This window comes from Nitratireductor aquimarinus (assembly GCF_017255295.1).
GTDB lineage: Bacteria > Pseudomonadota > Alphaproteobacteria > Rhizobiales > Rhizobiaceae > Nitratireductor > Nitratireductor aquimarinus.
Genome location: NZ_JAFKDE010000003.1, coordinates 490,802 through 516,044 on the forward strand (window position 1 = coordinate 490,802; position 25,243 = coordinate 516,044).

General features: G+C 63.9%; 29 protein-coding genes. 17 read left to right on the plus strand and 12 right to left on the minus strand.

Annotated features, from left to right (window positions below; genetic code table 11):
- Positions 1–92 precede the first annotated feature (92 nt).
- The 3 genes from bmt (at position 93) to JYP46_RS07030 (ending at position 3,635) form a co-directional block, all read left to right on the plus strand.
- On the plus strand, positions 93–1,130 hold the full coding sequence (gene bmt / locus JYP46_RS07020) for a betaine--homocysteine S-methyltransferase (RefSeq protein WP_206547674.1): 1,038 nt from the start codon (positions 93–95) through the stop codon (positions 1,128–1,130).
- A 119-nt stretch (positions 1,131–1,249) separates the two neighbouring features.
- Complete coding sequence (locus JYP46_RS07025) at positions 1,250–2,020, plus strand: polysaccharide pyruvyl transferase family protein (protein ID WP_206547675.1); 771 nt, start codon at positions 1,250–1,252, stop codon at positions 2,018–2,020.
- 205 nt (positions 2,021–2,225) lie between these two features.
- The gene (locus tag JYP46_RS07030) at positions 2,226–3,635 is read left to right on the plus strand and encodes an MATE family efflux transporter (protein ID WP_206545437.1); all 1,410 of its coding nucleotides are present in this window, start codon (positions 2,226–2,228) and stop codon (positions 3,633–3,635) included.
- Here JYP46_RS07030 and JYP46_RS07035 read toward each other — a convergent pair.
- The gene (locus JYP46_RS07035) at positions 3,601–4,101 is read right to left on the minus strand and encodes a hypothetical protein (protein ID WP_206545438.1); all 501 of its coding nucleotides are present in this window, start codon (positions 4,099–4,101) and stop codon (positions 3,601–3,603) included. The two genes, JYP46_RS07030 and JYP46_RS07035, sit on opposite strands and share 35 nt — an antisense overlap.
- 280 nt (positions 4,102–4,381) lie before the next feature.
- Here JYP46_RS07035 and JYP46_RS07040 point away from each other — a divergent pair, with 280 nt between their 5' ends.
- Positions 4,382–5,410 (plus strand): DUF1176 domain-containing protein, encoded by a 1,029-nt coding sequence (locus JYP46_RS07040; protein ID WP_206547676.1) that lies wholly within the window; start codon positions 4,382–4,384, stop codon positions 5,408–5,410.
- A gap of 16 nt (positions 5,411–5,426) precedes the next feature.
- Here the strand turns inward: JYP46_RS07040 and JYP46_RS07045 are convergent, their stop codons facing one another.
- From JYP46_RS07045 to JYP46_RS07075, 7 genes are all read right to left on the minus strand, one after another.
- Positions 5,427–6,314 carry an alpha/beta hydrolase gene (locus JYP46_RS07045; RefSeq protein WP_206547677.1) on the minus strand — a complete coding sequence of 296 codons (888 nt, stop codon included), beginning with the start codon at positions 6,312–6,314 and terminating at the stop codon, positions 5,427–5,429.
- 5 nt (positions 6,315–6,319) lie between these two features.
- Positions 6,320–7,927, minus strand: a complete 1,608-nt coding sequence (locus tag JYP46_RS07050; protein WP_206547678.1) for an NTP transferase domain-containing protein — start codon at positions 7,925–7,927, stop codon at positions 6,320–6,322.
- Positions 7,924–8,628: an XdhC family protein gene (locus tag JYP46_RS07055; protein ID WP_206547679.1), complete on the minus strand. Its 705-nt coding sequence runs from the start codon at positions 8,626–8,628 to the stop codon at positions 7,924–7,926. Before JYP46_RS07055 ends, JYP46_RS07050 begins: the two co-directional genes overlap by 4 nt.
- The gene (locus JYP46_RS07060) at positions 8,628–8,966 is read right to left on the minus strand and encodes an XdhC family protein (protein ID WP_113155031.1); all 339 of its coding nucleotides are present in this window, start codon (positions 8,964–8,966) and stop codon (positions 8,628–8,630) included. The genes JYP46_RS07055 and JYP46_RS07060 overlap by 1 nt, the downstream gene beginning before the upstream one ends.
- The gene (locus JYP46_RS07065) at positions 8,959–10,224 is read right to left on the minus strand and encodes a vWA domain-containing protein (RefSeq protein WP_206547680.1); all 1,266 of its coding nucleotides are present in this window, start codon (positions 10,222–10,224) and stop codon (positions 8,959–8,961) included. Before JYP46_RS07065 ends, JYP46_RS07060 begins: the two co-directional genes overlap by 8 nt.
- 1 nt (position 10,225) lies before the next feature.
- Positions 10,226–11,140 (minus strand): AAA family ATPase, encoded by a 915-nt coding sequence (locus JYP46_RS07070; RefSeq protein ID WP_113156275.1) that lies wholly within the window; start codon positions 11,138–11,140, stop codon positions 10,226–10,228.
- 62 nt (positions 11,141–11,202) lie between these two features.
- Positions 11,203–11,697: a flavin reductase gene (locus JYP46_RS07075; protein WP_206545444.1), complete on the minus strand. Its 495-nt coding sequence runs from the start codon at positions 11,695–11,697 to the stop codon at positions 11,203–11,205.
- 238 nt (positions 11,698–11,935) lie between these two features.
- On the opposite strand from JYP46_RS07075, the gene JYP46_RS07080 reads away from it, so the two are divergent.
- The 5 genes from JYP46_RS07080 (at position 11,936) to purB (ending at position 16,677) form a co-directional block, all read left to right on the plus strand.
- A complete protein-coding gene (locus JYP46_RS07080) occupies positions 11,936–13,003 on the plus strand; it encodes a branched-chain amino acid ABC transporter substrate-binding protein (RefSeq protein WP_206547681.1) in 1,068 nt (355 codons plus the stop codon).
- Complete coding sequence (locus JYP46_RS07085; RefSeq protein WP_206547731.1) at positions 13,003–14,022, plus strand: P1 family peptidase; 1,020 nt, start codon at positions 13,003–13,005, stop codon at positions 14,020–14,022. The genes JYP46_RS07080 and JYP46_RS07085 overlap by 1 nt, the downstream gene beginning before the upstream one ends.
- 24 nt (positions 14,023–14,046) lie before the next feature.
- Positions 14,047–14,772 carry a DUF2259 domain-containing protein gene (locus JYP46_RS07090; RefSeq protein WP_206547682.1) on the plus strand — a complete coding sequence of 242 codons (726 nt, stop codon included), beginning with the start codon at positions 14,047–14,049 and terminating at the stop codon, positions 14,770–14,772.
- Positions 14,773–14,810: 38 nt separating this feature from the next.
- Positions 14,811–15,308 carry a hypothetical protein gene (locus tag JYP46_RS07095; RefSeq protein ID WP_206547683.1) on the plus strand — a complete coding sequence of 166 codons (498 nt, stop codon included), beginning with the start codon at positions 14,811–14,813 and terminating at the stop codon, positions 15,306–15,308.
- A gap of 61 nt (positions 15,309–15,369) precedes the next feature.
- Positions 15,370–16,677 carry an adenylosuccinate lyase gene (gene purB / locus JYP46_RS07100; RefSeq protein WP_113156273.1) on the plus strand — a complete coding sequence of 436 codons (1,308 nt, stop codon included), beginning with the start codon at positions 15,370–15,372 and terminating at the stop codon, positions 16,675–16,677.
- A 354-nt stretch (positions 16,678–17,031) separates the two neighbouring features.
- Here the strand turns inward: purB and JYP46_RS07105 are convergent, their stop codons facing one another.
- Complete coding sequence (locus tag JYP46_RS07105; RefSeq protein WP_206547684.1) at positions 17,032–17,841, minus strand: VOC family protein; 810 nt, start codon at positions 17,839–17,841, stop codon at positions 17,032–17,034.
- Between the two features lie 222 nt (positions 17,842–18,063).
- Here JYP46_RS07105 and JYP46_RS07110 point away from each other — a divergent pair, with 222 nt between their 5' ends.
- Positions 18,064–18,612: an RBBP9/YdeN family alpha/beta hydrolase gene (locus JYP46_RS07110; RefSeq protein WP_113155024.1), complete on the plus strand. Its 549-nt coding sequence runs from the start codon at positions 18,064–18,066 to the stop codon at positions 18,610–18,612.
- Between the two features lie 117 nt (positions 18,613–18,729).
- On the opposite strand, the gene JYP46_RS07115 is transcribed toward JYP46_RS07110, so the two are convergent.
- Entirely contained in the window at positions 18,730–19,503 is a 774-nt protein-coding gene (locus JYP46_RS07115) for an HpcH/HpaI aldolase family protein (RefSeq protein WP_206547732.1), read from the minus strand.
- 14 nt (positions 19,504–19,517) lie between these two features.
- Positions 19,518–19,841, minus strand: coding sequence for a DUF1476 domain-containing protein (locus tag JYP46_RS07120; protein ID WP_113155022.1), 324 nt, complete (start codon positions 19,839–19,841; stop codon positions 19,518–19,520).
- 270 nt (positions 19,842–20,111) lie between these two features.
- Here JYP46_RS07120 and purC point away from each other — a divergent pair, with 270 nt between their 5' ends.
- The 6 genes from purC to JYP46_RS07150 all read left to right on the plus strand — a co-directional run bounded on the left by purC (position 20,112) and on the right by JYP46_RS07150 (position 23,398).
- Entirely contained in the window at positions 20,112–20,900 is a 789-nt protein-coding gene (purC, locus tag JYP46_RS07125) for a phosphoribosylaminoimidazolesuccinocarboxamide synthase (RefSeq protein WP_113155021.1), read from the plus strand.
- A gap of 29 nt (positions 20,901–20,929) precedes the next feature.
- Positions 20,930–21,172: a phosphoribosylformylglycinamidine synthase subunit PurS gene (purS, locus tag JYP46_RS07130; RefSeq protein ID WP_206547685.1), complete on the plus strand. Its 243-nt coding sequence runs from the start codon at positions 20,930–20,932 to the stop codon at positions 21,170–21,172.
- Between the two features lie 20 nt (positions 21,173–21,192).
- On the plus strand, positions 21,193–21,468 hold the full coding sequence (locus tag JYP46_RS07135; protein ID WP_206547686.1) for a hypothetical protein: 276 nt from the start codon (positions 21,193–21,195) through the stop codon (positions 21,466–21,468).
- A complete protein-coding gene (gene purQ / locus JYP46_RS07140) occupies positions 21,465–22,133 on the plus strand; it encodes a phosphoribosylformylglycinamidine synthase subunit PurQ (protein WP_206547687.1) in 669 nt (222 codons plus the stop codon). The genes JYP46_RS07135 and purQ overlap by 4 nt, the downstream gene beginning before the upstream one ends.
- A complete protein-coding gene (locus JYP46_RS07145) occupies positions 22,133–22,573 on the plus strand; it encodes a hypothetical protein (RefSeq protein WP_113155017.1) in 441 nt (146 codons plus the stop codon). Before purQ ends, JYP46_RS07145 begins: the two co-directional genes overlap by 1 nt.
- A 183-nt stretch (positions 22,574–22,756) precedes the next feature.
- Entirely contained in the window at positions 22,757–23,398 is a 642-nt protein-coding gene (locus JYP46_RS07150; RefSeq protein WP_206547688.1) for a Pr6Pr family membrane protein, read from the plus strand.
- Positions 23,399–23,497: 99 nt separating this feature from the next.
- On the opposite strand, the gene JYP46_RS07155 is transcribed toward JYP46_RS07150, so the two are convergent.
- Entirely contained in the window at positions 23,498–23,725 is a 228-nt protein-coding gene (locus JYP46_RS07155; protein WP_206547689.1) for a DUF1127 domain-containing protein, read from the minus strand.
- An 84-nt stretch (positions 23,726–23,809) separates the two neighbouring features.
- Between JYP46_RS07155 and JYP46_RS07160 the strand changes: the two genes are divergently transcribed.
- Positions 23,810–25,222 carry an aminotransferase-like domain-containing protein gene (locus tag JYP46_RS07160; protein ID WP_206547690.1) on the plus strand — a complete coding sequence of 471 codons (1,413 nt, stop codon included), beginning with the start codon at positions 23,810–23,812 and terminating at the stop codon, positions 25,220–25,222.
- Positions 25,223–25,243: the final 21 nt, after the last annotated feature.

A 25,243-nucleotide genomic window follows, 5' to 3' on the forward strand; every position in this document is an offset into this window, starting at 1 on the left:
CCCGTCCGGGCCTTCCGGGAGGATTGACGGGCATAAACGCCTCTCTATACCCTCAACGCCTGAAACAGCGCCGCCCGAATGGAGGGCACCCGATGCAAGCTTCTTCGATCCCCAATCCCATCGATGCCCTCATCGCCGAAAAAGGCGTTCTCCTCGCCGATGGCGCGACCGGAACCAACCTCTTCGCCATGGGGCTTGAGTCCGGCGATGCGCCGGAATTGTGGAATGAGGATGCGCCGGAAAAGATCGAGGCGCTGCATCAGGGCTTCATCGATGCAGGCGCCGACATCATCCTCACCAATTCCTTCGGCGGCACCCGCCACCGGCTGAAACTGCACAATGCGCAGGACCGCGTCTTCGAGCTAAACAGGAAAGCCGCCGAAATCGCCTGCCGCGTCGCGGAAAAGGCCGGCCGCCGCGTCATCGTCGCCGGTTCCGTCGGCCCCACGGGCGAGCTTCTCGAACCACTCGGCGCGCTCACCTACGATGAAGCGGTCGAAGCCTTTGCCGAGCAGATGGAAGGCCTCAAGGCGGGCGGCGCGGAAGTCGCCTGGATCGAGACCATGTCTGCGCCTGAAGAAATCCACGCGGCTGCCGAAGCCGCGATCCGCGTTGGCCTGCCCTACACCTATACCGGCTCCTTCGACACTGCCGGCCGCACCATGATGGGCCTTGCGCCGAAGGACATTCACGGCGTTGTCGACGATCTCGGCCAGCCGCCTGTCGCCGTCGGGGCCAATTGCGGCGTCGGTGCACCCGACATCCTCGCCACCCTTCTCGACATGACCGAAGCCCGGCCAGACGCCACAATCGTGGTGAAGGGCAATTGCGGCATTCCCGAATTTCGCGGCACGGAAGTCCATTATTCCGGCACGCCTGAATTGATGAGCGAGTATGTGCGGCTTGCCGTCGATGGCGGTGCAAAGATCATCGGCGGCTGCTGCGGCACCTCCTTCGAGCATCTGGCGGCCATGCGCACGGCGCTCGACGGCCACAAAAATCCCGAACAACGCCCGACCATCGAAGATGTCGTCGCCCGCGTCGGCCCGCTGCGCAACAAGTCCGCCTCCGAAAGCGGTTCCGCCACAGGCACGCGCCGCTCCCGCCGCGCACGCTCCGGCGAGAGCTGAACGCCGCCAGACCCTACGCCTTTTGGACGATATGTCCGCCGCCATCAGCGGACATTGATTGGTGTATACTGATCGGCTCAAACCACATCGCACCTCTCAGACAAGATCCGGAGGGCGCCATGAGCAAACCCATTGGCCTCTATTGGTGGCAGGCTCCAAAAGGCAATTTCGGCGATGATCTGTCGCCGCTCATCGTTGAACACTACGCACAGCGCCCCGTTCGGCACGCAAGCATCAAGTCCTGCGACATGATCGCAATCGGCAGTCTTCTGGGGCAGGCAACCAAGCGACGCTGGCAACGCGCAATCCGCAAGCCACTGCGCAGAACACACATCTGGGGCACCGGCTGCTTCGGCGACATTTCCGGTCGCTACCATCATGCAAGCGTCAGCGGCGTGCGCGGCCCGCTCACCCGCCGGATGATGAACCTCCCCGCAGAAACGCCTTTGGGCGACCCGGCCCTTTTGTTACCCAGAATTCTTGACCGACCCGCCAGAAAGCACCGCTGGGGCCTCATCCCCCACATTCACCATCAGGAAAGCCCGCTCATTCGGGAACTGGCCAAGTCTTCCGGCGTCCACCTGATCGACCTCACCAGCAAAGACACACTCGAAATCGCCTGTGACATCGCACGCTGCGACTTCGTGCTCTCCTCCAGCCTGCACGGCCTCATCGCCGCCGATTCCTTCGGCGTGCCCAATGTCTGGCTCCAGGTCGGCGCGTCGATGGGAAACTGGAAATTCGAAGATTACTTCCAGAGCGTGAACCGCACGGCCTCTCCCATCACGCAACCCGTGGACCTCGTTTCCCTTGAACAAACCGCAACCGCAGCCGATCCGGGAATCGTCTCACGACTGGCAGACGGTCTGGAGCGATCCTTTCCCTATTGAAAGCGTCCGCTGCCGCCTCCGTCGTCTCCCCGTCACACGCCCCCGTTACACGCCCCCGTTACACGCAAAGCTTGCTGGACCAAACGAAACCGCCTTGCCTGTCAGGCTGGGCGCGTTAAAAGCGATGCTTCGCCGAAGGCATCCTCCTTCCGCGATTGATTCCGGCAGGCGTTGAACATTCCGCCCGCCGCAAGGGGTAGACGACATGACGGTTTTTGCTTCCGGCGCACGCGCGCCGGTCAATCCGTGGATCGCGGAAGCGCGGGCGACACTCTCGCTCGCCTGGCCGATGGTGCTCACCAATCTGGCGCAGAACGCCATGACCACCACCGACGTCATGATGATGGGCCGTCTGGGACCGGATGCGCTGGCTGCCGGCACGCTCGGCTACAACCTCTATTTCGCACCGCTCATCTTCGGCCTTGGCCTGCTTCTTGCCACCTCACCCATGATGGCGACCGCGCTTGGCCGCAAGCTGCATGCGGTGCGCGATGTGCGCCGCACCGTGCGTCAGGGCCTGTGGCTCGCCATTGCCGTGTCCCTTCCCATCTGGCTGCTTCTCTGGCAGTCCGAGAGCATCCTTTTATGGATGGGACAGGACCCGGAACTCGCCCGCATCGCCGGCAGCTATGTGCGCACGCTGCAATGGGCGGCCCTGCCCTTTTTCGGCTACATCATCCTGCGCTCCTTCATCTCGGCGCTGGAGCGCCCCGGCTGGGCGCTTGGCATCATGTTCGTCATGGTGGCTTTCAACGTGCTGGCCAACTGGGCGCTGATGTTCGGCAATCTCGGCTTTCCGGCCCTTGGCGTTCCAGGCTCCGGCATCGCCACCACGATTTCGAGCACGCTCATGTTCCTCGGCCTTGCCCTCGTCGTTTCGGTCGAGCGCAATTTTCGCCGCTATCAGCTTTTCGGCCGTTTCTGGCGCGCCGACTGGCCGCGCTTCTTCGAGCTGATCCGGCTTGGCCTGCCAATTGCCGGCTCCATGACCTTCGAAGTCACGATCTTCAACGCCGCAGCCCTCTTGATGGGCCTCATCAGCGCGCCCGCACTTGCCGCGCACGCCATCGCCATCCAGATCGCGTCGATCAGCTTCATGGTGCCGCTTGGCCTCAGTCAGACCGCGACGGTCCGCGTCGGTCGCGCCTTTGGCGCACAGAATCTCGACGGCATCACCCGCGCCGGCTGGACCGCCTTTGTCATGTGCATCGCTTTCATGGCGCTGATGGCGCTTTTGATGGTCACGATACCCGAACTGCTCATCGGTGCGTTCCTCGATCTCGACCTGCCGGAAAACGCAGAGGTGATCGGTCTGGCCATCACCTTCCTGGCCTTTGCCGGCCTGTTCCAGATCTTTGACGGCGCACAGGCAGTTGCGGCGGGCATGCTGCGCGGCCTGCACGACACCAAGGTGCCGATGGTCTATTCGCTTCTGGGCTATTGGGGGCTCGGCATGACATCGAGTGTCGTCCTCGCCTTCACGCTCGGCATGGGCGGCCCCGGCATCTGGATCGGCCTCGTCAGCGGCCTCGCCATCGTCTCGGTGCTGCTCTACGTGCGCTGGCTCCGGCGTGACCGGCTCATCCCCTGGCTTCGACCGAACGCGGCAACCTGAATTTGCCGCGTTTGGCCTCATCGATCAGCATGTTCGCCACCTGCATGCGCTCCATCGCATTGGCGCGCAGATGTGACGGCACACGGTCGGGGTGATTGTTGAAGGCGAAGTCGCGGCGAATCCGGCCAAGCAGGCCCGCATCAATGTCCGCATACAAGCCGAGCTCCCGGGCAATCTCGTCGGGATCGGTGGAAAGCGGCAGCGCTGCCGGTGGCTCGTCTTCCGCGGCGGCCTTGACCTCATCAACCGCGTCGGGCGTCTCGTCCGACGCAAATGCTTCCTCGGCGTCATAGGCGTCCTGCGCCCGCTTGTCGGTGAAGTTGATCCGGCCCGAATGCAGCTCTTCGGCGACCGACAGATAATCGAGCGAGTTGAGGCTCGTGGCCGCACCGCCGGTGCGCTCTGCCTCCTCGCTGATCAGTTCGTCCAGTAAGGCCGCAAAATTGCGGTTTCCTCCGATCGCCATGTCTCTCTTTCCGGCCACCTTCAGGCCCGAAGCGCACAAACGCCTCCCGTTTGCGCAAAGCCTGCCAGCTTCAGCCTTAGCCGGCTGCGGTTAAGAAATCCCCCAGCGAAAACACACTATTTGAACGAGCAGCGCAACGCACCCTGCGCGAGAGCTGCGCGACGCAGCTGCCTCCCCATCGCCCCGGACACAATCCGGGCAATCTTGGAACAGTAACATCTGTCCGAATCGACGCACGCCGCGTTACTCTCCCGCCAGTTTCAAAGCCGAGGAGGCCATGATGAGACCCGTTCTAACGACCGCCGCAATCCTTGCCGCGCTTCAGGCTCCGGCCTTTGCCCAGCAGCAGGACGCCTATCTGGACGACCGTTCGAGCCCCGAAACGCTGCTGCGCTCGCTCTACAACGCGGTCAACCGCAAGGAATATGCGCGCGCCTACGACTATTTCTCAACGCCCCCGGCAAAGAGCCTCGATGCCTATCAGGAAGGCTACGCCAACACCGCCAATGTCGAGCTCGCCACCGGCGCGGTCAGCTCCGAAGGCGCAGCCGGCAGCATCATCTATTCGCTTCCCGTCGCCATCCGCGCCACCGACAATGACGGCAAGGAGCAGGTTTTCGCCGGTTGCTACACGCTTCGCCTCTCCAACCCGACAATCCAGGGAACGCCCTACAACCCGCTCCACATCGAGAAGGCATCGCTCAAGCCCGCAAGCGGCGAATTGACGGATGTTCTGCCGGCAAGCTGCGGCGATGGTTCCCCCGACGAGACCGACAGGGTTCTGGCCGAGGCCAAGGCGATGTTTGCTGCGGTCTACGCCGAAACCTGCCCGCCACCGCCGGAAAATTTCGATCTGGTGGACAGCTACACCATCCCCTTCAACTATTCCTACGAGACCCCGGACACGCCCAAGCACGAGGCGCGGCTCTTCCGCTTCTATTGCGGCACCGGCGCCTATAACGAGATCCACGCCTATATTCTGGCCAGCCCGCAGGGCGGCGTGTCGCCGGTCCAGTTCGCCGTGCCGGAAACCAGCGTTCAGTACGAGAATGGCGACAGCGACGGCAAGGTCGAGGATATCCGCATCGTCGGCTACACCGCCGAGAGCACGCTGGTGAACTCGGACTATGATCCGGGAACGCAGACACTTACCAGCTACAACAAGTGGCGCGGCGTCGGAGACGCCTTCTCTGCCGGTACATGGATCTTCCGCGAGGGCGCGTTCACTCTGGTGCGCTACGATGTGGATGCGTCCTATGACGGCGAGCAGAACCCGGTCACGATCCTCGACTATCACACCGGCCCGTAGGCCAGGGCCTCACGCATCACGGCTGCGCGAGCATCCAGTTCAGGGTCTCGCGCCAGTCGCTCATACGGATCGGCGTGCCGTGCGTCCCGCTCTCAAAGCGCACGAAGCGCGCCGGATAACCCTTTGCCGACGAACGGATTTTCCTGAAAAACGCTTCCTGGCTTCCAACCGGGAAAACCCGGTCTTCGCTGCCATGCCCGAAGAAAACCGGCACCCGTTCAGCAAAGGCCGGGCTTTGCAGGAACGCATCGTTCCACATCGAACCGAGCAGCAAAAGTCCGCCCAGCCGGTCGGCTGTTACCCGGTCCTGCGCCAGCCGCCAGCACAGCGCGCCGCCCATCGAACCACAGGCCACGAACACCCGCGCGCCGGGTGAACGTTCCGCATAATACGCGATCAGCGCCGCGATTTCCTGTGCGCCCCGCGCCTCGAAATCCGAGAAATCGGGCGACAGGTAGAGCCCGCCGCTCTTTGCCATAAGGTTCTTGATGCGGTTGAAATTGCCCCCGAAGGTGAAGTCGTCCACCCCCTGCCGACGGTTGCCGCCCTGACCATGCAGGTAGAGCACGATGGCGCTCGCACCCTCGGTCTTGCCGACCGCGACATGGCGCACCGTGCCCGCCTTGGTCTGCAGCGCCAGATCCTGCTGCGCCCGCCGCACACCGGTGGAGATGTAGCGCCCGTCCACGCGGCGCTCGGGCACCGCGTCGCGCCCGTTGATGTCCCGCATCTCCCGATAGTCGACCACCCGGTAAGCGCCGCCATCGCTCGATGACAGAACCGCCGGATAGGCAAACAGCCGGTCCTTCTGCGAGGCAAGCTCCAGCGCCTGTGCGTTCACACCAGAGAAAGCCACCACAAATCCGGCAAAAGCCAAGCGAATACAGCTCCTTGCAAGAGACATCGCACTCATCGATTCAACACGCCGCCTGCCTTTTCCAGCGCCTCCGGCGTGTCCACATCCAGATGCGCGGCAGCGCCCGTCTCCACATCGACAATGCCGACCAGCTCCTGCTCCACCACATGCCGCGCGCCGGTGTCGCCCTCAAGCCGCGCCACTTCGGCAAACAGCGCGCGCGGCAGGATCACCGGATTGCCCCGCTTGCCGTTATGCGTCGCCCTGACCACCGCATTGCCGCCTGCCTTCACAAAGGCCTCCACCAGACGGTCGAGATCCGCAGTGCTGATTTCCGGCATGTCGGCCAGCATCACCAGCGCGCCCGCCGCCTCCTCCGGCAGCGCCGCAATGCCGGCTTTCAGTGAGGTCGACAGTCCTTCCGCATAAGCGTCATTGACCGCCACCGCCATGCCAAGCCCGTCCAGCGCGCCCTGCACGCGCTCCGCCTCATGCCCGAGCACGGCGACAGCCCCGTCGACACGGCTTTGCGCCAGCGCCGCTCCCGTGCGCCGCACCAGCGGCACGCCGTCGAACGACGCCATAAGCTTGTTGTGTTCACCCATGCGCCGCGACTGTCCCGCCGCCAGAAGCACGCCCCAGACAGAGGGCGCACGCTCCGCTATCCTGCCTTCACGCGGCTGCGGCCGCGTCGGAATTTCGGCCAATAGCCCGCCAACGCCCATCCCGGCAATGTCCGCCGAGGAAAGGTCGAGCCCCGCCATCAGCCGGTCGAGCACCCAGTCGAAACCATTCGTCTTGGGGCTGCGTGCGCATCCCGGCGCGCCGATCACCGGCCGCCCCTCGATGGCCCCCAGCACCAGAAGATTGCCCGGATCGACCGGCATGCCGACCCGCTCCACCGTTCCACCCGCCTTGCGGATGGCGGCGGGGATCACGTCGTCGGCGTCGCACACGGCCGAAGCGCCGAAGACGAGCAGCATGTCACTCTCATCCTTGAGCGCCGTAATGGCGCGCGCCACCGCATCCGGCTCATGGGCAGGCCGCAGTTCGCGCGTCACATGACTGCCGGAGCGCTGCAACCGCTCCACCGTAATGCGCGCCGTCTTGTCGAGCACGCTGTCCTTCAGGCTCGGCAGCGCCGTCTGCACCACGCCGACGCGCATGGCCCTGAAGGGCCGCAACGAAAACACCGGCCCGTGCGCGGCAGAAGCCGCCCTGTCCACCTGCGCGGCGGAAACGGCAAACGGGATGATCTTCACCGTCGCCACCATCTGCCCTTCGCTCACCGCGCTGTAATCGGGCAGTGTGGCCATGGTGATCGCCGGATCGACGGCGTTCACCGCATTGACCGCCTGCCGGTCCACAATAAAGAGCCCCGCCTTCTGCGCATGCAGATTGACCCGCCCGGTCGTGGGCGCGCGCGCAGAAATTCCCTCCACCGCAAGCGTTGCCGCAAGGCGCTCTGCCGCCTGATCCTCGTCCAGATCGCCAGGCTCCAGCCGCGCCGCGATCACCGTCCTGACGCCTTCCGCCCTCAAAAGCGCGATGTCGGCGGCGCCAAGCCGGTGCGCCTTGCGCAGCCGCGTCTTGCCGGCCATCGTGGCATGCGCCAGCACCGCCCCTTCGGCCTCGTCAATGGATAGCGGTCCGAACTTCACGCCGATACGCTCCTGTCCCCCGGCCCGCGCGAGCGCAACGCCGCAATCACCGCGCCCAGCACGGCAACCGCGATCTCCGCCGGCGTCGCCGCCCCAATGTCGAGCCCGATGGGCGCATCGATCCGCTCAAGCGCTGCCGGCGAAACGCCAGCCTCCGTCAGCCGGTCGATGCGCTTTGCGTGGGTCTTCCGGCTGCCCAGCGCGCCGATATAGAAGCAATCCGCTTCAAACGCCGCCCGCAGCGCGGGATCATCGATCTTCGGATCATGCGTCAGCGCGGCAAGCGCCGTGTAGGCGTCAAGCGGCTGGCGCGCCAGCGCCTCGTCAGGCCATTCGGCATGCAGCGCGACACCCGGAAAGCGCTCCGGTGTGGCAAACGCCGTGCGCGGATCGATGATCGTCAGATCGAAACCCGCAATCTTGGCCATCGGCGCCAGCGCCTGGCTGATATGCACCGCCCCGATCACCACGAGGCGCGGTTCGGGCAGGTGCACGTTCAAAAAGAAAGTGCGCCCGTCGATCTCGACCACGCCGGACTTGCCGGAGCGAAAGGCGCGCGCCACCGCCTCGCCAAGCGCACCGGCCACCGTGTCGCCCTCGCGGATCACCCGGTCGCGCCCGTCTTCCAGATCGGTGAGCAGGATCGCGGCCCTGCGTTCGCGCCGCAGCGCGTTCAGTTTCTTCAGCGACAGCGGATCCACTAGCCGAGCCTCTCCACATAAACCCTGATGCGCCCGCCGCATGAGAGGCCCACTTCCCAGGCCGTCTCGTCGGCGACGCCGAATTCCAGCATGCGCGGCCTGCCCTCGGTCAGCACATCGGCGGCCTCCGCCACCACCGCGCCCTCCACGCAGCCACCCGACACCGAGCCCTCGAAATTGCCATCCGCATCGATCACCAGATGGCTTCCCACCGGGCGCGGTGCAGAACCCCAGGTCTCCACGACCGTGGCAATTGCCACATCGCGGCCTGCCTGCATCCAGTCCTCGGCGATCATCAGCGGATCGCGTGTCTCATCGGATTGTTTCAGCTCAGACATTGGCGTTTCTCCCGCCCTTCATATGGGCACGCTGAAAGTGCCGTGCCAAGTCCCCGCCCTGTGCGGGCGCATCCGTCAGCGCGGCGCACAGATCGCCAAGCGCATCGAGATTGTGCACCGGCCGCAGCTCGTCCACATGAGGCAGCATCGCCCGCATGCCGCGTGCGCGCGGCTCGAACCCGTCAAAGCCAAGCAATGGGTTAAGCCAGATCAGCCGGCGGCATGATTTCGAAAGCCGCTCCATCTCCCGCGACAGAACCTCGATATGATCGCGCTCCAGCCCGTCGGTGATCAGGAGCACGATTGCGCCCTGTCCCAGAACCCGGCGCGACCACAGCCGGTTGAAATCGCCAAGCGCCGTGCCGATCCGCGTACCGCCGGACCAGTCGCGCACCGCTTCAGACGCTTCTTCCAGCGCCTCGTCGGGGTCACGCCGGCTGAGCGGGCGCGTGATGTTGGTCAGCCTTGTGCCGAAGGTGAAGCTGAAAACCCGCCGCCGCTTTTCCGTCAGTGCATGCAGAAAATGCAGGAAAACCCGCGAGTACTGGCTCATTGAGCCGGAGATATCGACCAGCGCCACCAGCGGCGGCGCGATCGGGCGCGGCGAGCGGAATTTCGGCAGGATCAGGTCACCGCCGGTGCGCAGGCTCGCCCGCAGCATCGCATGCGGATCGATCCGCGCCCCATGCGGGTCCGGCCTGAACCGGCGCGTCGCCACCCGGTCGAACGGCAGAACGAGATCGCGCATGGCGCGCCGGGCCTCGGCCACTTCCTCAGCCGACATCTGCGCGAAATCCTTCTGGCGCAGAACCTCCATCGCCGTGAAGGAAAGCCGTGCGTCCAGTTCAAACTCCGGCCGCTTCTTGATGATCGCCCGGCGCTCCTCGTCCAGCGCATCCTCGGCGCGGCGGTCGCCGGCGCGTTTCTTCTCGCGCAGCACTTCCGCCTCGTCGCCCTCGTCTTCGGTCCGCCCTTCATCGCGCTCGTCGCGCCGCGCCCAGTAGAGCCGGAACGCCGCATCGAACAGCGCATGATCCTCATGTCTGGAAATCAGGGTGGCGTGCAGCGTCCAGTAAAAGTCGTCGCGCCGCTCGACGCCGACCGTCACCACCGCCTGAATGGCGTCCATAACGGCGGCCGGTCCCACGCGCAGCCCCGCGCGCCGGAGCATGCGGGCAAAACCGACGATCCTGTCGGCCAGCCGCGCGCCCTCTTCGCGTTCCGGTGCTCGTTTGTCCGCGTCTGGAGCAGCCGGCATGTCAGCTGGCCTTGACCTCTTCGAGAACGCGCGCGCCCTCGCCGTCTTCCAGCCGCGCAATGTCGTCCTGGTATTTCAGCAACACGCCCATCGTGTCCGACACCGCATCCGCATCAAGGCTGTCCTTGCCCAGCGCCGTCAGCGCCGTTGCCCAGTCGATGGTTTCGGCCACGCCCGGCGCCTTGAAGAGATCGAGCTCGCGCAGTTTCTGCACGAATGTCACCACCTGTTTCGCCAGCGTGGCGTTGGCGTTCGGCACCTTGCGGGCGAGAATTTCCAGCTCGCGCTGCGCATCCGGGTAATCGACCCAGTGATAAAGGCAGCGCCGCTTCAGCGCATCGTGGATTTCGCGGGTCCGGTTGGTGGTGATCACGACAATGGGCGGTTCATCCGCCTTGATCGTTCCCAGCTCCGGCACGCTCACCTGATAGTCGGAGAGCACTTCCAGAAGATAGGCTTCGAACGCCTCATCCGCCCGGTCGAGTTCATCGATCAGGAAGATCGGCGGCCCGTCAATGCCGCTTTCCAGCGCTTCCAGCACCGGGCGGCGGATCAGGTATTTTTCGGAGAAGACGCCGCTCTCCATCTCGGAGCGGTCGTGAATGCCCGCAGCCTCGGCCATGCGGATCTCGATCATCTGCGCGGCATAGTTCCACTCATAGACGGCAGACGAAACGTCGAGCCCTTCATAGCACTGAAGCCGGATCAGCCTGCGCCCGAGCCCCGCCGCCAGAACCTTGGCGATCTCCGTCTTGCCGACACCTGCCTCACCTTCCAGAAACAGCGGGCGCTGCATGGTCAGGCTCAGAAACAGCACGGTCGCCAGTGCCCGGTCGGCCACATAGCCGCCTTCCGTCAGAAGCGTAAGCGTCTCGTCGATGGATTGCGGCAGGCCGCGGGCTGTCGTTTCGGACATCATTCCCCCATTGCTTCCCAAAGGGCTCCCCGGGTTTCCCGAAATACTCCCGGGCCGAGAGGCTACAATACCCGGTAGCCCCGCTCATGGTAGAGGAGCGGATTGCTTTTGTCGCCGATGCTCAGGCCGGCCACGCGGCCGAAATAGACCCGGTGCGTGCCGATTTCCACGGTCTGAACCACATGGCAGTCAAACACCGCCAGCGCATCCGGCAGCGTCGGCGCGCCCGTGGCGATGGTCTCCCACTCGGTCAGCGCAAAACGCTCTTCGGGCGAAAGCCCCGTCAGGCCGGAAAAGGCGTTGGAAAGCGCCTGATGGTCCGCCGTCAGCGTGTTGAGCGCGAAGATGCCATTCTTCACGAAGGCCTCATTGTGCGGGTTTTCGCGGTTGAGGCACACCAACACCGTCGGCGGATCGTCCGAGACGGAACACGCCGCAATCGCCGTCACGCCGCGCAGGCCAGCCGGCCCGTCGGTCGTGACCACATGAACGGCCCCTGCAAAGCGGGCCATGGCATCGCGATAATGACGCGGTTCGATCTCGTTGGTCTTCAGCACAGTCAACTCTTTTCAACTCACATGTGCGATATAGGATTGCTGCAGAGCCTTACCAAGGCGCACCATCGCCCAACAGTCCAAAAAAGGAAAAAGGACTGCGCCAGAAAGTCTCCATCGCCGGAAGCACTTTATGGCACAGTTATTTACCAGTTCCGCAGCTTTGCGGTTAACTTCGGATGCGGGCGGCCTGATTCTCATGCTAGTGCGTGACCGTGAAATGGGTGATTGATCTCCAGATATGCGTTGCCTCGCTTGCCTTCTCGTCTCCAGTTTTGCCGCGTTGACCGCGCCTTCCGCGCATGCGCAGGAAACCTCCATCGGCATCGCCGCGCCACTCAGCGGCAATTTCTCCATTCTTGGCCATCAGTTGCGCGACGGTGCCCGCCTTGCTGCTGAAGCCGGCGGCGCCACCGCCATCGAGGCTGACACACGCTGCACCACCGAAGGTGGCGAGGCGGCAGCCCGCGCGCTGATCGCGCAGAATGTCGCCATCGTGGTCGGCTTTCTGTGCACCGACGCCATCGAGGCCGCGCTGCCGCTCTTTGCCGAGGCCGGCATTCCCGTCGTCACGCCCGGCGTGCGCACCGCCACGCTCACCGACCAGCGCGAGCGCACCGGCTGGCCTGTCTTCCGCACCGCGCCCCGCGCCGACGCAGAGCGCGACGCCGTGGCCGACATTCTCGTTCCGCGCTGGCGCGAGAATTTCTTCGCCATCGTCGATGACGGCACGATCTACGGGCGTGAACTGGCCGAAAACATGCGCGCCGCCGCCGAGCTTCAGGAACTGAACCCCGTCTTCATCGACACGTTCCGCCCACAGCTCGACAACCAGATCGGCCTCGCCGGACGCTTGCGCCGCGCCGGAGCCACCCATGTCTTCGTCGGCGGCGACCGCAGCGACATCGCCATTCTGGCGCGCGATGCGCGCGGCATGGATTACGAACTCACCATTGCCGGTGGCGAGGCGCTGCGCGCGGAAAACAGCAGCGTCCCCCTTGCCACAGGCACGCTCATGGTCGGCCTGCCGCACTGGGCGGACATCGTCTCGGATGACGTCAGGCAGACGCTTGAAGTCGCCGGCATCGTGCCGGACGGCTATGTCATTCCGGGCTATGCCGCAACGGAACTTGCCATTGCCGCCGCCCGTCAGGCGGACGCGGAAGCAGGATCGGTCTTCGACGCCCTTTCTTCCGGCACGTTCGGCACCGTGCTCGGCTCTCTTTCCTTCGACGCCAAAGGCGATCTGAACCAGGGTTTCTATCGCCTCTTCCGCTTCGAAGACCAGACATTCCAGGAGGTTGAATGATGTGGCGCACCGGCCCGCGTAATCTGCTCACCGATGTGGCGGGCATCACTGTGGGAAACCACACGGACGAGACCGTCAAATCCGGCGTTACCGCCATTCTGTGCGATGAGCCTGCCGCCGCCGGCGTTCAGGTGCTGGGCGGCGCGCCGGGCACCTGCGAAACGGACGCTCTGGAGCCGCACAATCTGGTCGATGGCGTCGACGCCATCTCGCTGTCGGGCGGCTCGGCCTTCGGCATCGACGCCGCAGCCGGCGTGCAGGCGGCTTTGCGCGAGATGGATCGCGGGTTCGAGATCCTCGGTTTCCGTGTGCCGATTGTGCCGGGGGCTATCCTGTTCGACCTGCCCAATGGCGGCGACAAGAACTGGGGCCGCTTCTCCCCCTATCGCGATTTCGGCTTCGAGGCCGCCATGGCCGCCTCGCAGGAGTTCGAGATCGGCAGCGTCGGCGCAGGCGCAGGCGCAACCACCGCCGCGCTCAAGGGCGGGCTCGGTTCGGCCTCGACCGTGCTTGAAAACGGCATCACCGTCGGCGCGCTCGTCGCCGTCAATGCCGTGGGCTCCGTCACCGTCGGCGGCACGCCGCATTTCTGGGCAGCGCCCTTCGAGATCGGTGACGAGTTCGGCGGTCTCGGCCTGCCTCACCCGATGCCCGACGACGCGTCGAAAGTGTTGACCAAGCTGCGCGCCACCGCGCGCGGCAACACCACCATCGCCGTCATCGCCACCGACGCAAAGCTCGACAAGGCAGCCGCCAAGCGCCTCGCCATCGCCGCCCATGACGGTTTTGCCCGCGCCATCTGGCCGACCCACACGCCGGTCGACGGCGATCTCGTGTTCGGTCTTGCTACGGGCCGCAACGACACGGTCCTCGACATGGAAGGCGTGATCGACCTGAACGCCGCAGCCACCGCAACCATGGCCCGCGCCATCGCACGCGGCGTCTTTGCCGCAAAAAAGACCAATCGTGATATATTCCCGGTTTGGGAAGAGCTCAAAGCCACCAGCAAGCGCGACTAGTTTCAGTTTAAAAGGATTTTCAGCATGAAATCTCTTCATTCAGGGTTTTGCGCCATCGCCCTCGCCGCCACCTGCACCATGGCGCAGGCGGGCGACACCGCCTCCGTCAACATTCTCGGCTTTTCCGCCGATGGCTCCACCTTCGCCTTTGAGGAGTATGGCATTCAGGACGGTTCCGGCTTTCCCTACGCAAACCGCTATTACATCAACACCGCCAATGACAGTTTCCTGCCCGGCACACCGGTCCGTGTGCGCATCGATCAGGATGGCGCAAGCCTCGCCGACGCCCGCGCACAGGCCAAAAGCCAGTCCCAGTCCGTCATCAGCGACGCCGTGCTCGCCGAAAATCCCGGTTTCACCGCCGGCTGGAACGCGGTCACGGAAATTTCGGCCGATCCCTATCGCATCGAGGTCAATCCGCGCCCGGTCTTCCCGTCGATCGACGGCACCCTTGATTTCCGCCTCGCCGAACTGCCCATGCCCGATGGCGCGGAATGCTACGGCTTCGGTGAAGCGGCAGGCTTCCGCCTCACCCGCATCGCCACCGAACCGGGTGCGGAAACCACGCTCGTGCATGAGGACAATTCCATTCCGAAAAGCCGCGGCTGCCCGCTCGGCTACCGCATCGCCGGCGTCCAGACTTTCTACCCTCAGGGCGGTTCGCCGGTCTTCGCCGTCATGATCGCCGTGCGCGGTATCGGCTTTGAAGGGCCGGACCACCGTTTCATCGCCGTGACCGGCCAGTACTGACCTGTCATGTCCGGGGGCGGTGAAAGCATCGGGATCTCATGAGACCGGCTCTCGCCGCCATCAGGCGCGCACTGCCCGCCCCCGCCACGGCTCTTCTGGGCGCGCTCCTCTGGGGCGCGCTGATGGGGCTCAACGCCTTCGCCTTCTTCTGGCAGCTCGAATGGCAGACCGCGCCGCGCGTCACCGCCCTCACCGTAATCTTCGCGCTGGGCGGCGTGCTCGCCTTTCCGCTCGGCCACACGCTTCAGGCGCTCATCGCGCGCCATGGCCGGCCCGAACAGCGCTTTGCCGCAGCCTTCCTCGCCTTCGCGCTGTGCACCCTGTGCATCACCGCCGCCCTCTACGCGCTCGAATACCGCGCCTATTACGCCCAGTGGCACGGCCCGATCCTGTCGCTTCGATGGGCGTTTGAGTTCGTCTTCACGATAGCCGGCGCACTATACCAGTTCGCCGTTCTCGGCCTGCGCATCTATTTTCCCTGGGGATTGGCCGCACTTTTCGCGCTCTCGCTCGCCTATGCCGTCAAGCCGCGTTGAGCAAAACGCGCACCTCTGCTAGTGAAGCGCCAACCCCACACCTATGGAAGGCAAGGCACGCATGATCCCGCGCTATTCGCGGCCTGAAATGGCCGCAATCTGGTCGCCTGAGACCAAGTTCCGCATCTGGTTCGAAATCGAGGCGCATGCCGCAGACGCGATGGCCGAGCTCGGCATCGTGCCCAAGGACGCCGCGAAGACCATCTGGGACAAAGCCGGCGAAGCCACGTTCGACATTGACCGCATCGACGAGATCGAGCGCGAAACGAAGCACGACGTCATCGCCTTCCTGACGCATCTGGCAGAGATTGTCGGCCCCGAAGCCCGCTTCGTGCATCAGGGCATGACCTCTTCCGACGTGCTCGACACCTGCCTCAGCGTCCAGCTCGTGCGCGCCACCGACATCCTGCTTGACGACCTCGACAAGCTACTCGCCGCCCTCAAGAAGCGCGCCTTCGAGCACAAGGACACCGTCACAATCGGCCGCAGCCATGGCATCCATGCCGAGCCGACCACGTTCGGCGTCAAGCTCGCCCAGGCCTATGCCGAGTTCGAGCGCTGCCGCCAGCGCCTCGTCAATGCGCGCGAAGAAATCGCCACCTGCGCCATTTCCGGCGCTGTCGGCACCTTCGCCAACATCGACCCGAGCGTCGAGGAGCATGTGGCCGAGAAGATGGGCCTGAAGCCGGAGCCCGTCTCCACCCAGGTCATCCCGCGCGACCGCCACGCCATGTATTTCGCCACGCTCGCCGTGATCGCCTCCTCCATCGAGCGGCTCTCGGTCGAGGTGCGTCACCTGCAGCGCACCGAGGTTCTGGAAGCCGAAGAGTATTTCTCGCCGGGCCAGAAGGGCTCGTCGGCCATGCCGCACAAGCGCAACCCGGTTCTGTCGGAAAACCTGACCGGTCTTGCCCGCATGGTCCGCGCCTATGCGACGCCGGCCATGGAAAACGTGGCGCTCTGGCACGAGCGCGACATTTCGCACTCCTCCGTCGAGCGCATGATCGGCCCCGACGCGACCGTCACGCTCGACTTCGCGCTCGCCCGCCTCACCGGCATGATGGAAAAGCTGGTCGTCTACCCCGACGCCATGCAGAAGAACATGGACCGCTTCCGCGGCCTCGTTCACTCGCAGCGCGTTCTGCTTGCCCTCACCCAGGCTGGCGTGTCCCGCGAGGACGCCTACCGCCTCGTGCAGCGCAACGCCATGAAGGTGTGGGAACAGGGCGCCGACTTCCTCACCGAACTGCTCGGTGACGACGAGGTGCGCGCCGCCCTCTCCGAAGAGGTCATCCGCGACAAGTTCGACCTCGGCTACCACACCAAGCATGTGGACACGATCTTCGAGCGCGTTTTCGGCGAAAGCTGATCTTGACGCCCTGAAACGTGAAAACGCCGGCGCATCACCCGATGCGCCGGCGTTTTTCTTTGTTGGCTGGAGCAATTCCACAGGAAGCGGAAATGCTCTGGCTGAATGACGGCTTCCTTCTCCCCGCCAGCGGGGAGAAGGTCCCGGCTGGGGGATGAGGGGCTGACGCCGCGCATGAAAATCTCTCCATATTTTGGGTTCGCAGAACGCGGTGCCCGCCCCTCATCCTCACCTTCTCCCCGCCAGCGGGGAGAAGGGGGCCTCGAAGTCGGCGTCTGGATCAGTTCCGGGAGAAGCGGAAACCGGTTCCCCGCGTTTCAGCGGAAAACGGAAATGCTTTAAAATCGCGCCGCGTCAGTTCGACGGTGCGACCCGCACGACCGTGCCCCACGGATCGGCGAACTCGGTCTCCGCCGTAGCATTCCTGCTCTTCAGTTCAAGCCAGGAGAGCCCCGTGCGGTTCGGATTGCGTTTGCCCGCCCCGGCGCTGCGCCAGCTGTTTGCGCCGATATGGTGGTGGTAACCACCCGTCGCCAGAAACACCGCCTGCGATCCATAGCGCGTCATCGTGTCGAAGCCCTGCGCCTCATGCCACCAGGCTTCCGCCGTCACCGGGTCGCCGACGCGCAGATGCACATGGCCGATCACCGTGTTCTCCGGCGCGCCCTGCCAGCCCGCATCGCCATCGGGCACGGTGGAGAGCAGGCTGCCGAAATCGAGACGCTCGGTCGCCATGGCGATCCCGTCCGCGGTTTTGGTCCAGCTTTCGGGCGCACGGTCGGCATAGATCTCGATGCCGTTCCCTTCCGGATCGGACAGATAGACCGCCTCGCTGACCAGATGGTCCGACGCGCCCTCAAGCCGCATGTTGCGGTCGCGGGCAAAGAGCGACCAGCGCGCCAGATCGGCCCGCTCCGGCAACAGGAACGCCGTGTGAAAGAGACCGGCCTCGCGCGCATCGTCCGGCTCGGCAGACCGGTCCTCGGCAATCTCCAGAAGCGTGCGACCACCGACACCAAGCGCAATCACGCCATTGTCGCCGTCCATCTCCTGAAGGCCCAGAATATCCGAATAGAACGCCGCCAGATTCTGCGCGTCGCGCGCTTTCAGGCCGACACGGCCAATGCTGACCGGCGTGGTTGCGGCAAAGGGAAACCCACTCATCGCTTTATCTCCTGCGAAGCGGCAGCCAGCCCCTTTGGCGGGCCGCCTCATGTCCCCCTGAAACTGGCGCGCCATCCCCTTCCGCACAAGCACCTGCCCGGCGAACACGCTGTTCACCAAATAAAATACAATCTTCAAAAATCGTTCGAAAACACGCGCAATTCGCGCCGCAGATCATCCCAGCGCTTGCATGCCTCCGGCACGATGGCTACATGCCCGGCCATGAAAGCTTCAGACGCCGATATTCTCATCATTCCCGGTTACACCAATTCCGGGCCCGATCACTGGCAGACGCGCTGGCAGTCGCGGCTGTCGACGGCGCGTCGCGTCGAACAGGAAGCCTGGTCGAAGCCGGTCCGCGAAGACTGGATCGCCAATGTGGTGACGGCCGTCAACGAAGCGGAAAAGCCCGTTGTGCTGGTCGCCCATTCGCTGGGCGTCGCCACCGCCGTTCAGGCCATTCCCGAGTTCAGGAAGCCGGTTGCGGGCGCATTCTTCGTCGCCCCGCCCGATGTCGCAAACAGCAAGATCAGGCCCAAACACCTGATGACCTTCGGGCCGTACCCGCGCGATCCGCTGCCCTTTCCGTCGATCACCATCGCCAGCCGCAACGATCACTTCTGCTCCTACGAAGTGGCTGAAGACATCGCCGCCGCGTGGGGTTCGCTGTTTATGGATGCGGGTGACGCCGGGCACATCAATGCCGAATCGGGCTTCGGCCCCTGGCCGGAAGGCTCCATGACCTTCGCCAAATTCCTGCAGCAGCTCTGAACAGCCTCTCCGCAGACCGCGTCTTCTGCCGGTGCGCCTGAAAAGCAAAGGGCGGCTCATCGTTCCTGAAAAACGAAGAACCGCCCTCAATCATTTGCCAGACCGGCTGTGGCCGGATCAGCCCTTGATCGAACCGCGCGCAGCCGCAAGCATGGCCGGTGCACCGTCGGTCATGTAAGCGCCCTCGGACCCGAGCGCGAAGAACCGGTATCCCATTGCATGGAAACGGCCGACAAGCAGCGGATCGACCACATAGATGGCCGCATGCTTGCCCGCTGCGCGCGCTTTTTCCGCGATGGAGGCAATCGCCGGCATCATGTCTTCAAGCGCCGGGTCCATTGTCGCGCCATTCGACCACGCAATGGAGAAGTCCGAAGGACCGACCAGAACACCGTCGATCCCGTCCACGGCGAGAATGTCATCAAGTGCCGCCAGCGCCTGCCGCGTTTCGATCATCGCGAAGGCGACCGTGTTGGCGTTCTCGTTCGCCAGCCAGGTCTGCGCATCGGAGGCCCCGGCGCGCGGCATGGCGAAGCTTGGTCCCCATGAACGCAGCCCGACGGGCGGATATTTCATGGCGGCGGCAAAGGCGCGCGCATCCTCTACCGAGTTGACCATGGGCGCGATCACGGTTTCCGCTCCCATGTCCAGCGCGCGGCTCGCCATGTCGAAACGGCCGACGGGAATGCGCACCACCGGGTGCTTTCCCTTCAGCCGAACGGCGCCCACGCCGCGCAGCACGCTGTCCTCGTGATGACCGCCATGCTGCATGTCGAGCGTGACGGCGCCGAAATCCAGTCCGGCAACCAGTTCGACGGTCTGCGAATCGGGAATCAGCGACCAGGCGGAGAAAACGCTCTCCCCCGCCCTGAGGCGTGCTGCCAGCGACAAGGACGCCAAGACGCTTACTCGCCGTTCTTGATCTGCTCGAGCGCCGTGGAGAGCAGCTCTTCCATGGTGCGGCGAATCTGGTGATCGGACTGCTCGACATTGGCGGCGTCGAAGTCCTTGCGCACCTTGCGGAACACGTCCTCGTCACCGGCTTCCTCGAAGTCCGAGTTCATCACTTCGCGCGCATAGGCCTCGGCCTCGTCGCCGCTTTTGCCAAGCTTTTCTGCGGCCCACAGGCCCAGGAGCTTGTTGCGACGCGCCATCGCCTTGAACTTCTGGGTTTCGTCGTGGACGAACTTGTTCTCAAAAGCGTCTTCGCGGTCTTTCATGCTGGCCATACTGAATGTCCTCCGGCTCGGGCATCGCAAACGATGCGGATACAACTGGGTTGGCAAGCAAAAACCAGAACCCCCGCTCCGGGTCAATACGCTCTATGGGCGCATTTGCCCTTTGGCTGCGGCCATAAACCGGTTGGCTTTGAGAAATGGCAATTGTGGTATGGACGGGTTTGCGCTAGAGACCCCGTGAAACGATGCATCTTTGAAACTGCCGCGTTGCGGAACTTCCGCGCGAAGTTTCCCTGTCAAGGCAACGGACCAGGAAAAGCCATGAACCGTCGTCGCCGCATTTATGAGGGCAAGGCCAAGATTCTTTATGAAGGCCCGGAGCCCGGCACCTTGATTCAGTTCTTCAAGGACGACGCCACCGCCTTCAACAAGAAGAAGCATGAGATTGTCGATGGCAAGGGCGTGCTCAACAACCGGATCTCGGAGTACATTTTCGAGCATCTGAACCGGATCGGCATCCCGACCCACTTCATTCGCCGCCTCAACATGCGTGAGCAGCTGATCAAGGAAGTGGAGATCATTCCGCTCGAGATCGTGGTGCGCAATGTTGCCGCCGGCTCGCTCGCCAAGCGTCTGGGCATCGAGGAAGGCACCGTGCTGCCCCGCTCGATCATCGAATTCTACTACAAGGCGGATGCGCTGGACGACCCGATGGTCTCCGAAGAGCACATCACCGCGTTCGGCTGGGCAAGCCCGCAGGAGATCGACGACATGATGGCGCTCGCCATCCGCGTCAACGACTTCCTGACCGGCCTCTTCCTTGGCGTCGGCATCCAGCTCGTCGACTTCAAGATGGAGTGCGGCCGCCTTTGGGAAAACGACATGATGCGCGTCATCGTGGCGGATGAGATTTCGCCTGATTCCTGCCGCCTGTGGGACACCACCACGCAGGACAAGATGGACAAGGACCGTTTCCGCCGCGACATGGGCGGGCTGGTCGAGGCCTATCAGGAAGTCGCACGCCGTCTCGGCATCATGAACGAGAACGAACCGCCGCGCGGTGGCGGTCCCGTCCTCGTATCCTCCAAAGACAACAAGACGCGCCACTAGGGCGCGTCGGGAAATCAGGGAGCACTACCGTGATCAAGGCGCGCGTCACCGTGACGTTGAAGAACGGCGTTCTGGACCCGCAGGGAAAAGCCATTGAAGGCGCGCTCGGCGCGCTCGGTTTCTCCGGCGTCGGTTCGGTGCGTCAGGGCAAGGTCTTCGACCTGGAGCTCGAGGGCTCCGACAGGGCCAGGGCCGAGAGCGACCTCAACGCCATGTGCGAAAAGCTTCTGGCGAATACCGTGATTGAGGACTACACTATCTCCGTTACCTGAGGTTGTGGAGAAAGACTGTCATGGGCGACGTCACCAACGAGCTGCTTTATGAGGTTCTCAAAAGCATGCAGGGTCGCCTGGACAAACTTGAAGCCGGACAATCGGAGATCCGTCAGGAGCTGATCTCCATCCGGGGGCATATGATTGCGATCCAGCAGGACACCCACAATATCTACGGTATGCTCGGACGCCATGACGACCGCCTTGAACGCATAGAACCCCGCCTCGAGCTCCGCGAATTGGCCGAAGGCCCTCAGAAACCGTACGATCCCAGCCCGAACGATCAGAACCCATGAAATCAGCCATCATCCAGCTTCCCGGCCTCAATCGCGACCGCGACATGATCGCCGCGCTTACCAAGATTTCCGGAAAAGCGCCGATCACCGTCTGGCAGACGGAGACCGAGCTTCCCGATGTCGACCTGGTGGTCATTCCCGGCGGCTTCTCCTATGGCGACTATCTGCGCTGTGGCGCAATCGCCGCCCGCATGCCGGTGATGCAGGCCGTGGCCGAGAAGGCCCGCAAGGGCGTTCTCGTCATGGGCGTCTGCAACGGTTTCCAGGTTCTGCTCGAAATGGGCCTCCTGCCCGGCGCGCTGATGCGCAACGCCTCGCTGAAATTCGTGTGCCGCGAGGTGAAGCTTGAAGTCACCAACGCCAACACGCCCTTCACGCGTGGTTATCAGCAGGGCGAGATCATCCGCTGCCCGGTCGCCCACCACGACGGCAACTATTTCGCGGACGCCGAGACGCTGAAGCGGATCGAGGGCGAAGGCCAGGTTGCTTTCCGTTACGCCGAGGGCACCAATCCCAACGGCTCGGTGAATGACATTGCCGGCATTGTCAGCGACAGCGGCAATGTGCTTGGCATGATGCCTCACCCCGAAAACCTGATCGAAGCCGCCCATGGCGGCGATGACGGTCGCGCGCTCTTCGCCGGCGTGCTTGGAAAGGCCGCCTGATGGGCCGCGCCGGTCACGCCGGTTCACATTTTCAATTATGCTCCCGGCTTGCCGCCGGCGCAGCCCTTGCAGCGCTGACATTTTCCCTCGCCGCCTGCCAGACAGAGCCGGCGGGCGGGCCGCTCACCCTCGAAGTCGAGGAATCGAGCGCGGTAAAGGCGCTTCAGACCATCAACAGCGCAGGCCTCAAATGCTGGATACGCTCCGGTGACCGCCGCTTCCGCGATCTGCGCATGGTTCCCGAACTCGACACGCGCGTCGGGCGGCCACGCCTTCTGATCGTGCGCAGCAACAAGCAGCAGGGTCTCCCGCTGCTTGTCATCGAAGCGTCAGGGTCGCCAGCGACGATCAGCACCTATGGCCCTCTGGCCTCCACACGCACCGGCGCACGCATAAACACCGACATCATGCGCTGGTCCAGCGGCGGCTCTTCGTGCTGATTTTGCGGTTTCAATCGCTTTAAATTTAAACCTGGAATTTAGATTCCGGGCTTTATTGCATCTCCCTGGGAACTCAAGAGCATCGGGCCGAAATGTGAATTCCGGCTATTCCGATGCTCCATCGCTGGTTTAGATCGTCCTTTGTGCGTCCAGACGGACGCACGGCGATCCTGGGGGGATTGCATGGCCAGATTATTGAACGTCGCAGGCCTGACCATAGGTCTGTTCGCGCTCATTCTTCAGTTCGGTCTGACCATCCCCGACGCCATGGAAGCCGGGCGCGGCCTTGCAGGCTCGATTGTCTTCTATTTTTCCTTCTTCACCATTCTGACCAACATACTGGCCGTGCTGGTTCATGGGGCGGCCCTGTTTGGTCGACAGGGCTTTTTCACGCAGGCATGGGTGCGCGCCGGCGTCGCCGTTGCGATCACCGTGGTTGGCACCATCTACTGGCTTCTGCTTTCAGCGCTCTGGGAGCCGGAAGGCCTGTTCCTCGTCTGTGACATCGTGCTCCACTACGTCGCGCCCGCGATCTACCTCGCCTGGTGGCTTTCGGCCGGCACGGATGGAAGTCTCGGCTGGCGACACGTTCCGCTCTGGCTCGCCTATCCGCTTGTCTACATGATCTACGTGCTCGCCCGCGCCCAGATCACCGGCGAGGTGCCCTACCCGTTTCTCGATGTCGCGCTGAACGGCTGGCCGAGCGTTCTCGTCACATCCGCCGCCATTCTCCTGCTCTTCGCCTTTCTTGGCCGTCTCGCGATCCTCGCAGACCGCCTCACAACCGAAGGCAGCGCCACCCGCGAAACGGGCGGCGGCAGCTAGAGCAATTCCAGCAAAAGTGGAGACCGGTTTTGCGTTCGCAATTGCGTCAAATCATAAAGACAGAGCGTTTCCGGTGAACCTGTTTTCACCGGAAACACGCTAATCCCAGAAGGGGCGCAGCCCTTCACGCCGCGCCTCACTGCGCGTCACGCCAATGTCGCACAATTGCTCGTCGGTCAGCTCCAGAAGATCCAGCCTGCTGCGGCGCTTGCTCAGCCATGCCGCAAGCTTTCCCATCACATAAGCGAGGCCGAACCCCGCGCGCTCGTGCTTCAGACGCGGCGCAGCGGGACTGCATGCACCACGCATTGTCTTACTTGCACCCATTGCAATGCCCTCGATCCGTCTTTATTTGAACGATTGAACCTATGCATTGACTCAAAAACAGGTGCAATATACACAATTGTCACCATGACAAATTGGCTTCCAAACCTCGCGCGCGGCACCGGCCCGCTCTATGTTCGCCTCGCAGACCAGATCGAGCGGGACATTGAGAGCGGACGTCTTGCGTCCGGAACCAAGCTGCCGCCCCAGCGCAATCTCGCCTACGACATCGGCGTGACCATCGGCACGGTCAGCCGTGCCTATGCACTCCTGCGGCAGCGCGGGCTCGTTTCCGGCGAAGTCGGTCGCGGCACCTATGTGCTCGAACGCGTTGGCACGCAGCGCACCGGCCCCTCTGCCGCACAGGCGTTCGGCGGCACGCGCGACATGGTGGTTGCGTCCGGCAAGACGCGCATGGATTCCTCCGCTGCCCCCGATATCGGCCAGGCCGCGGCGCTTGAGCGCATCACCACGCGCATCGTTTGCGAGCACCCCCACAGCATCGCCAGCTACACGCGCAGCCTGCCCGATCACTGGTTTGACGCAGGCCGCCAGTGGCTGGCGCGCGAGGGCTGGAGCCCGCCGCCCGAAGGCATTGTCCCCACGCTTGGCGGCCATGCCGGCATTCTCGCCACCATCGCCGCGATGACCACGCCGGGCGACCGCATCGCCTTTGAAGAACTCACCTATTCCCATGTCGCGCGCAGCGCCACGGTCATCGGCCGCCGCCCGCTCCCCATCGCCATCGATGAAGACGGCATGATCCCGGAGGACTTCGAGCGCGTCTGCGCCCAGCAGCATCCCCGCATGGTGTTTCTGGTGGCCTCGCTCCACAATCCCACACTCGCCACCATGCCCGAGGCGCGCCGGCGCGCCATTGTGGATATCGCCCGGCTCCACAATGTCTGGCTGATCGAGGACAACATCTATGGCGCGCTGCTTGAGGAAACCCCGCCTCTCTTCGCCTCGCTTGCGCCGGAGCGCACCTTTCATGTGGGCGGCCTTTCCAAATCCGTGGCCGCCGGCGTTCGCGGCGGCTGGGTGGCGAGCCCGCCCGCCTATGCCTCCCGCATTCTCACCGCCCACAAGATGATCACCGGCGGCATGCCGTTTCTGCTGGGCGAACTGGCGGCGCAGCTCGTCCTGTCCGGCGAGGCGCAAACCCTGCGCAATCAGGTGCTTGAAGAGATCGCCGCACGTCACGCCATTGCAGCCGAAGCGTTCGCCGGGGCCGATTTCACCAGCCATCCCCGCGCGCCGTTTCTCTGGCTCAAACTGCCCGAACCCTGGCTTTCCAGCACGTTCAAACAGGCGGCCTTCGAGGAAGGCGTGCTGATCGACGACGAGGACGAGTTCCGCGTCGGGCGCTCCGGCGCGCCCCTGCACCGGGTGCGCATCGCCTTCACCGTCCCCCAAAACCGCGACCTGATCCGGCGGGGATTTGCCACGCTCGCAGGCCTTCTGGACAACCCGATCAGCGGATTTGACAATTACGGCTGATGAAAACCGGCATTGGGAAGT

What these genes read in the sequence shown, in the direction of transcription:
- JYP46_RS07120 (WP_113155022.1), bottom strand. Translation starts at nt 19,841, where the DNA reads ATGGCCAGCATGAAAGACCGCGAAGACGCTTTTGAGAACAAGTTCGTC.
- JYP46_RS07035 (WP_206545438.1), bottom strand. Translation starts at nt 4,101, where the DNA reads ATGGCGATCGGAGGAAACCGCAATTTTGCGGCCTTACTGGACGAACTG.
- JYP46_RS07135 (WP_206547686.1), top strand. Translation starts at nt 21,193, where the DNA reads ATGGGCGACGTCACCAACGAGCTGCTTTATGAGGTTCTCAAAAGCATG.
- JYP46_RS07070 (WP_113156275.1), bottom strand. Translation starts at nt 11,140, where the DNA reads ATGTCCGAAACGACAGCCCGCGGCCTGCCGCAATCCATCGACGAGACG.
- JYP46_RS07155 (WP_206547689.1), bottom strand. Translation starts at nt 23,725, where the DNA reads ATGGGTGCAAGTAAGACAATGCGTGGTGCATGCAGTCCCGCTGCGCCG.
- JYP46_RS07060 (WP_113155031.1), bottom strand. Translation starts at nt 8,966, where the DNA reads ATGTCTGAGCTGAAACAATCCGATGAGACACGCGATCCGCTGATGATC.
- JYP46_RS07105 (WP_206547684.1), bottom strand. Translation starts at nt 17,841, where the DNA reads ATGAGTGGGTTTCCCTTTGCCGCAACCACGCCGGTCAGCATTGGCCGT.
- JYP46_RS07145 (WP_113155017.1), top strand. Translation starts at nt 22,133, where the DNA reads ATGGGCCGCGCCGGTCACGCCGGTTCACATTTTCAATTATGCTCCCGG.
- JYP46_RS07160 (WP_206547690.1), top strand. Translation starts at nt 23,810, where the DNA reads ATGACAAATTGGCTTCCAAACCTCGCGCGCGGCACCGGCCCGCTCTAT.
- JYP46_RS07150 (WP_206547688.1), top strand. Translation starts at nt 22,757, where the DNA reads ATGGCCAGATTATTGAACGTCGCAGGCCTGACCATAGGTCTGTTCGCG.
- JYP46_RS07030 (WP_206545437.1), top strand. Translation starts at nt 2,226, where the DNA reads ATGACGGTTTTTGCTTCCGGCGCACGCGCGCCGGTCAATCCGTGGATC.
- JYP46_RS07085 (WP_206547731.1), top strand. Translation starts at nt 13,003, where the DNA reads ATGTGGCGCACCGGCCCGCGTAATCTGCTCACCGATGTGGCGGGCATC.
- JYP46_RS07090 (WP_206547682.1), top strand. Translation starts at nt 14,047, where the DNA reads ATGAAATCTCTTCATTCAGGGTTTTGCGCCATCGCCCTCGCCGCCACC.
- purQ (WP_206547687.1), top strand. Translation starts at nt 21,465, where the DNA reads ATGAAATCAGCCATCATCCAGCTTCCCGGCCTCAATCGCGACCGCGAC.
- JYP46_RS07040 (WP_206547676.1), top strand. Translation starts at nt 4,382, where the DNA reads ATGAGACCCGTTCTAACGACCGCCGCAATCCTTGCCGCGCTTCAGGCT.
- JYP46_RS07080 (WP_206547681.1), top strand. Translation starts at nt 11,936, where the DNA reads ATGCGTTGCCTCGCTTGCCTTCTCGTCTCCAGTTTTGCCGCGTTGACC.
- JYP46_RS07095 (WP_206547683.1), top strand. Translation starts at nt 14,811, where the DNA reads ATGAGACCGGCTCTCGCCGCCATCAGGCGCGCACTGCCCGCCCCCGCC.
- JYP46_RS07025 (WP_206547675.1), top strand. Translation starts at nt 1,250, where the DNA reads ATGAGCAAACCCATTGGCCTCTATTGGTGGCAGGCTCCAAAAGGCAAT.
- purC (WP_113155021.1), top strand. Translation starts at nt 20,112, where the DNA reads ATGAACCGTCGTCGCCGCATTTATGAGGGCAAGGCCAAGATTCTTTAT.
- JYP46_RS07110 (WP_113155024.1), top strand. Translation starts at nt 18,064, where the DNA reads ATGAAAGCTTCAGACGCCGATATTCTCATCATTCCCGGTTACACCAAT.
- purB (WP_113156273.1), top strand. Translation starts at nt 15,370, where the DNA reads ATGATCCCGCGCTATTCGCGGCCTGAAATGGCCGCAATCTGGTCGCCT.
- bmt (WP_206547674.1), top strand. Translation starts at nt 93, where the DNA reads ATGCAAGCTTCTTCGATCCCCAATCCCATCGATGCCCTCATCGCCGAA.
- JYP46_RS07065 (WP_206547680.1), bottom strand. Translation starts at nt 10,224, where the DNA reads ATGCCGGCTGCTCCAGACGCGGACAAACGAGCACCGGAACGCGAAGAG.
- JYP46_RS07045 (WP_206547677.1), bottom strand. Translation starts at nt 6,314, where the DNA reads ATGTCTCTTGCAAGGAGCTGTATTCGCTTGGCTTTTGCCGGATTTGTG.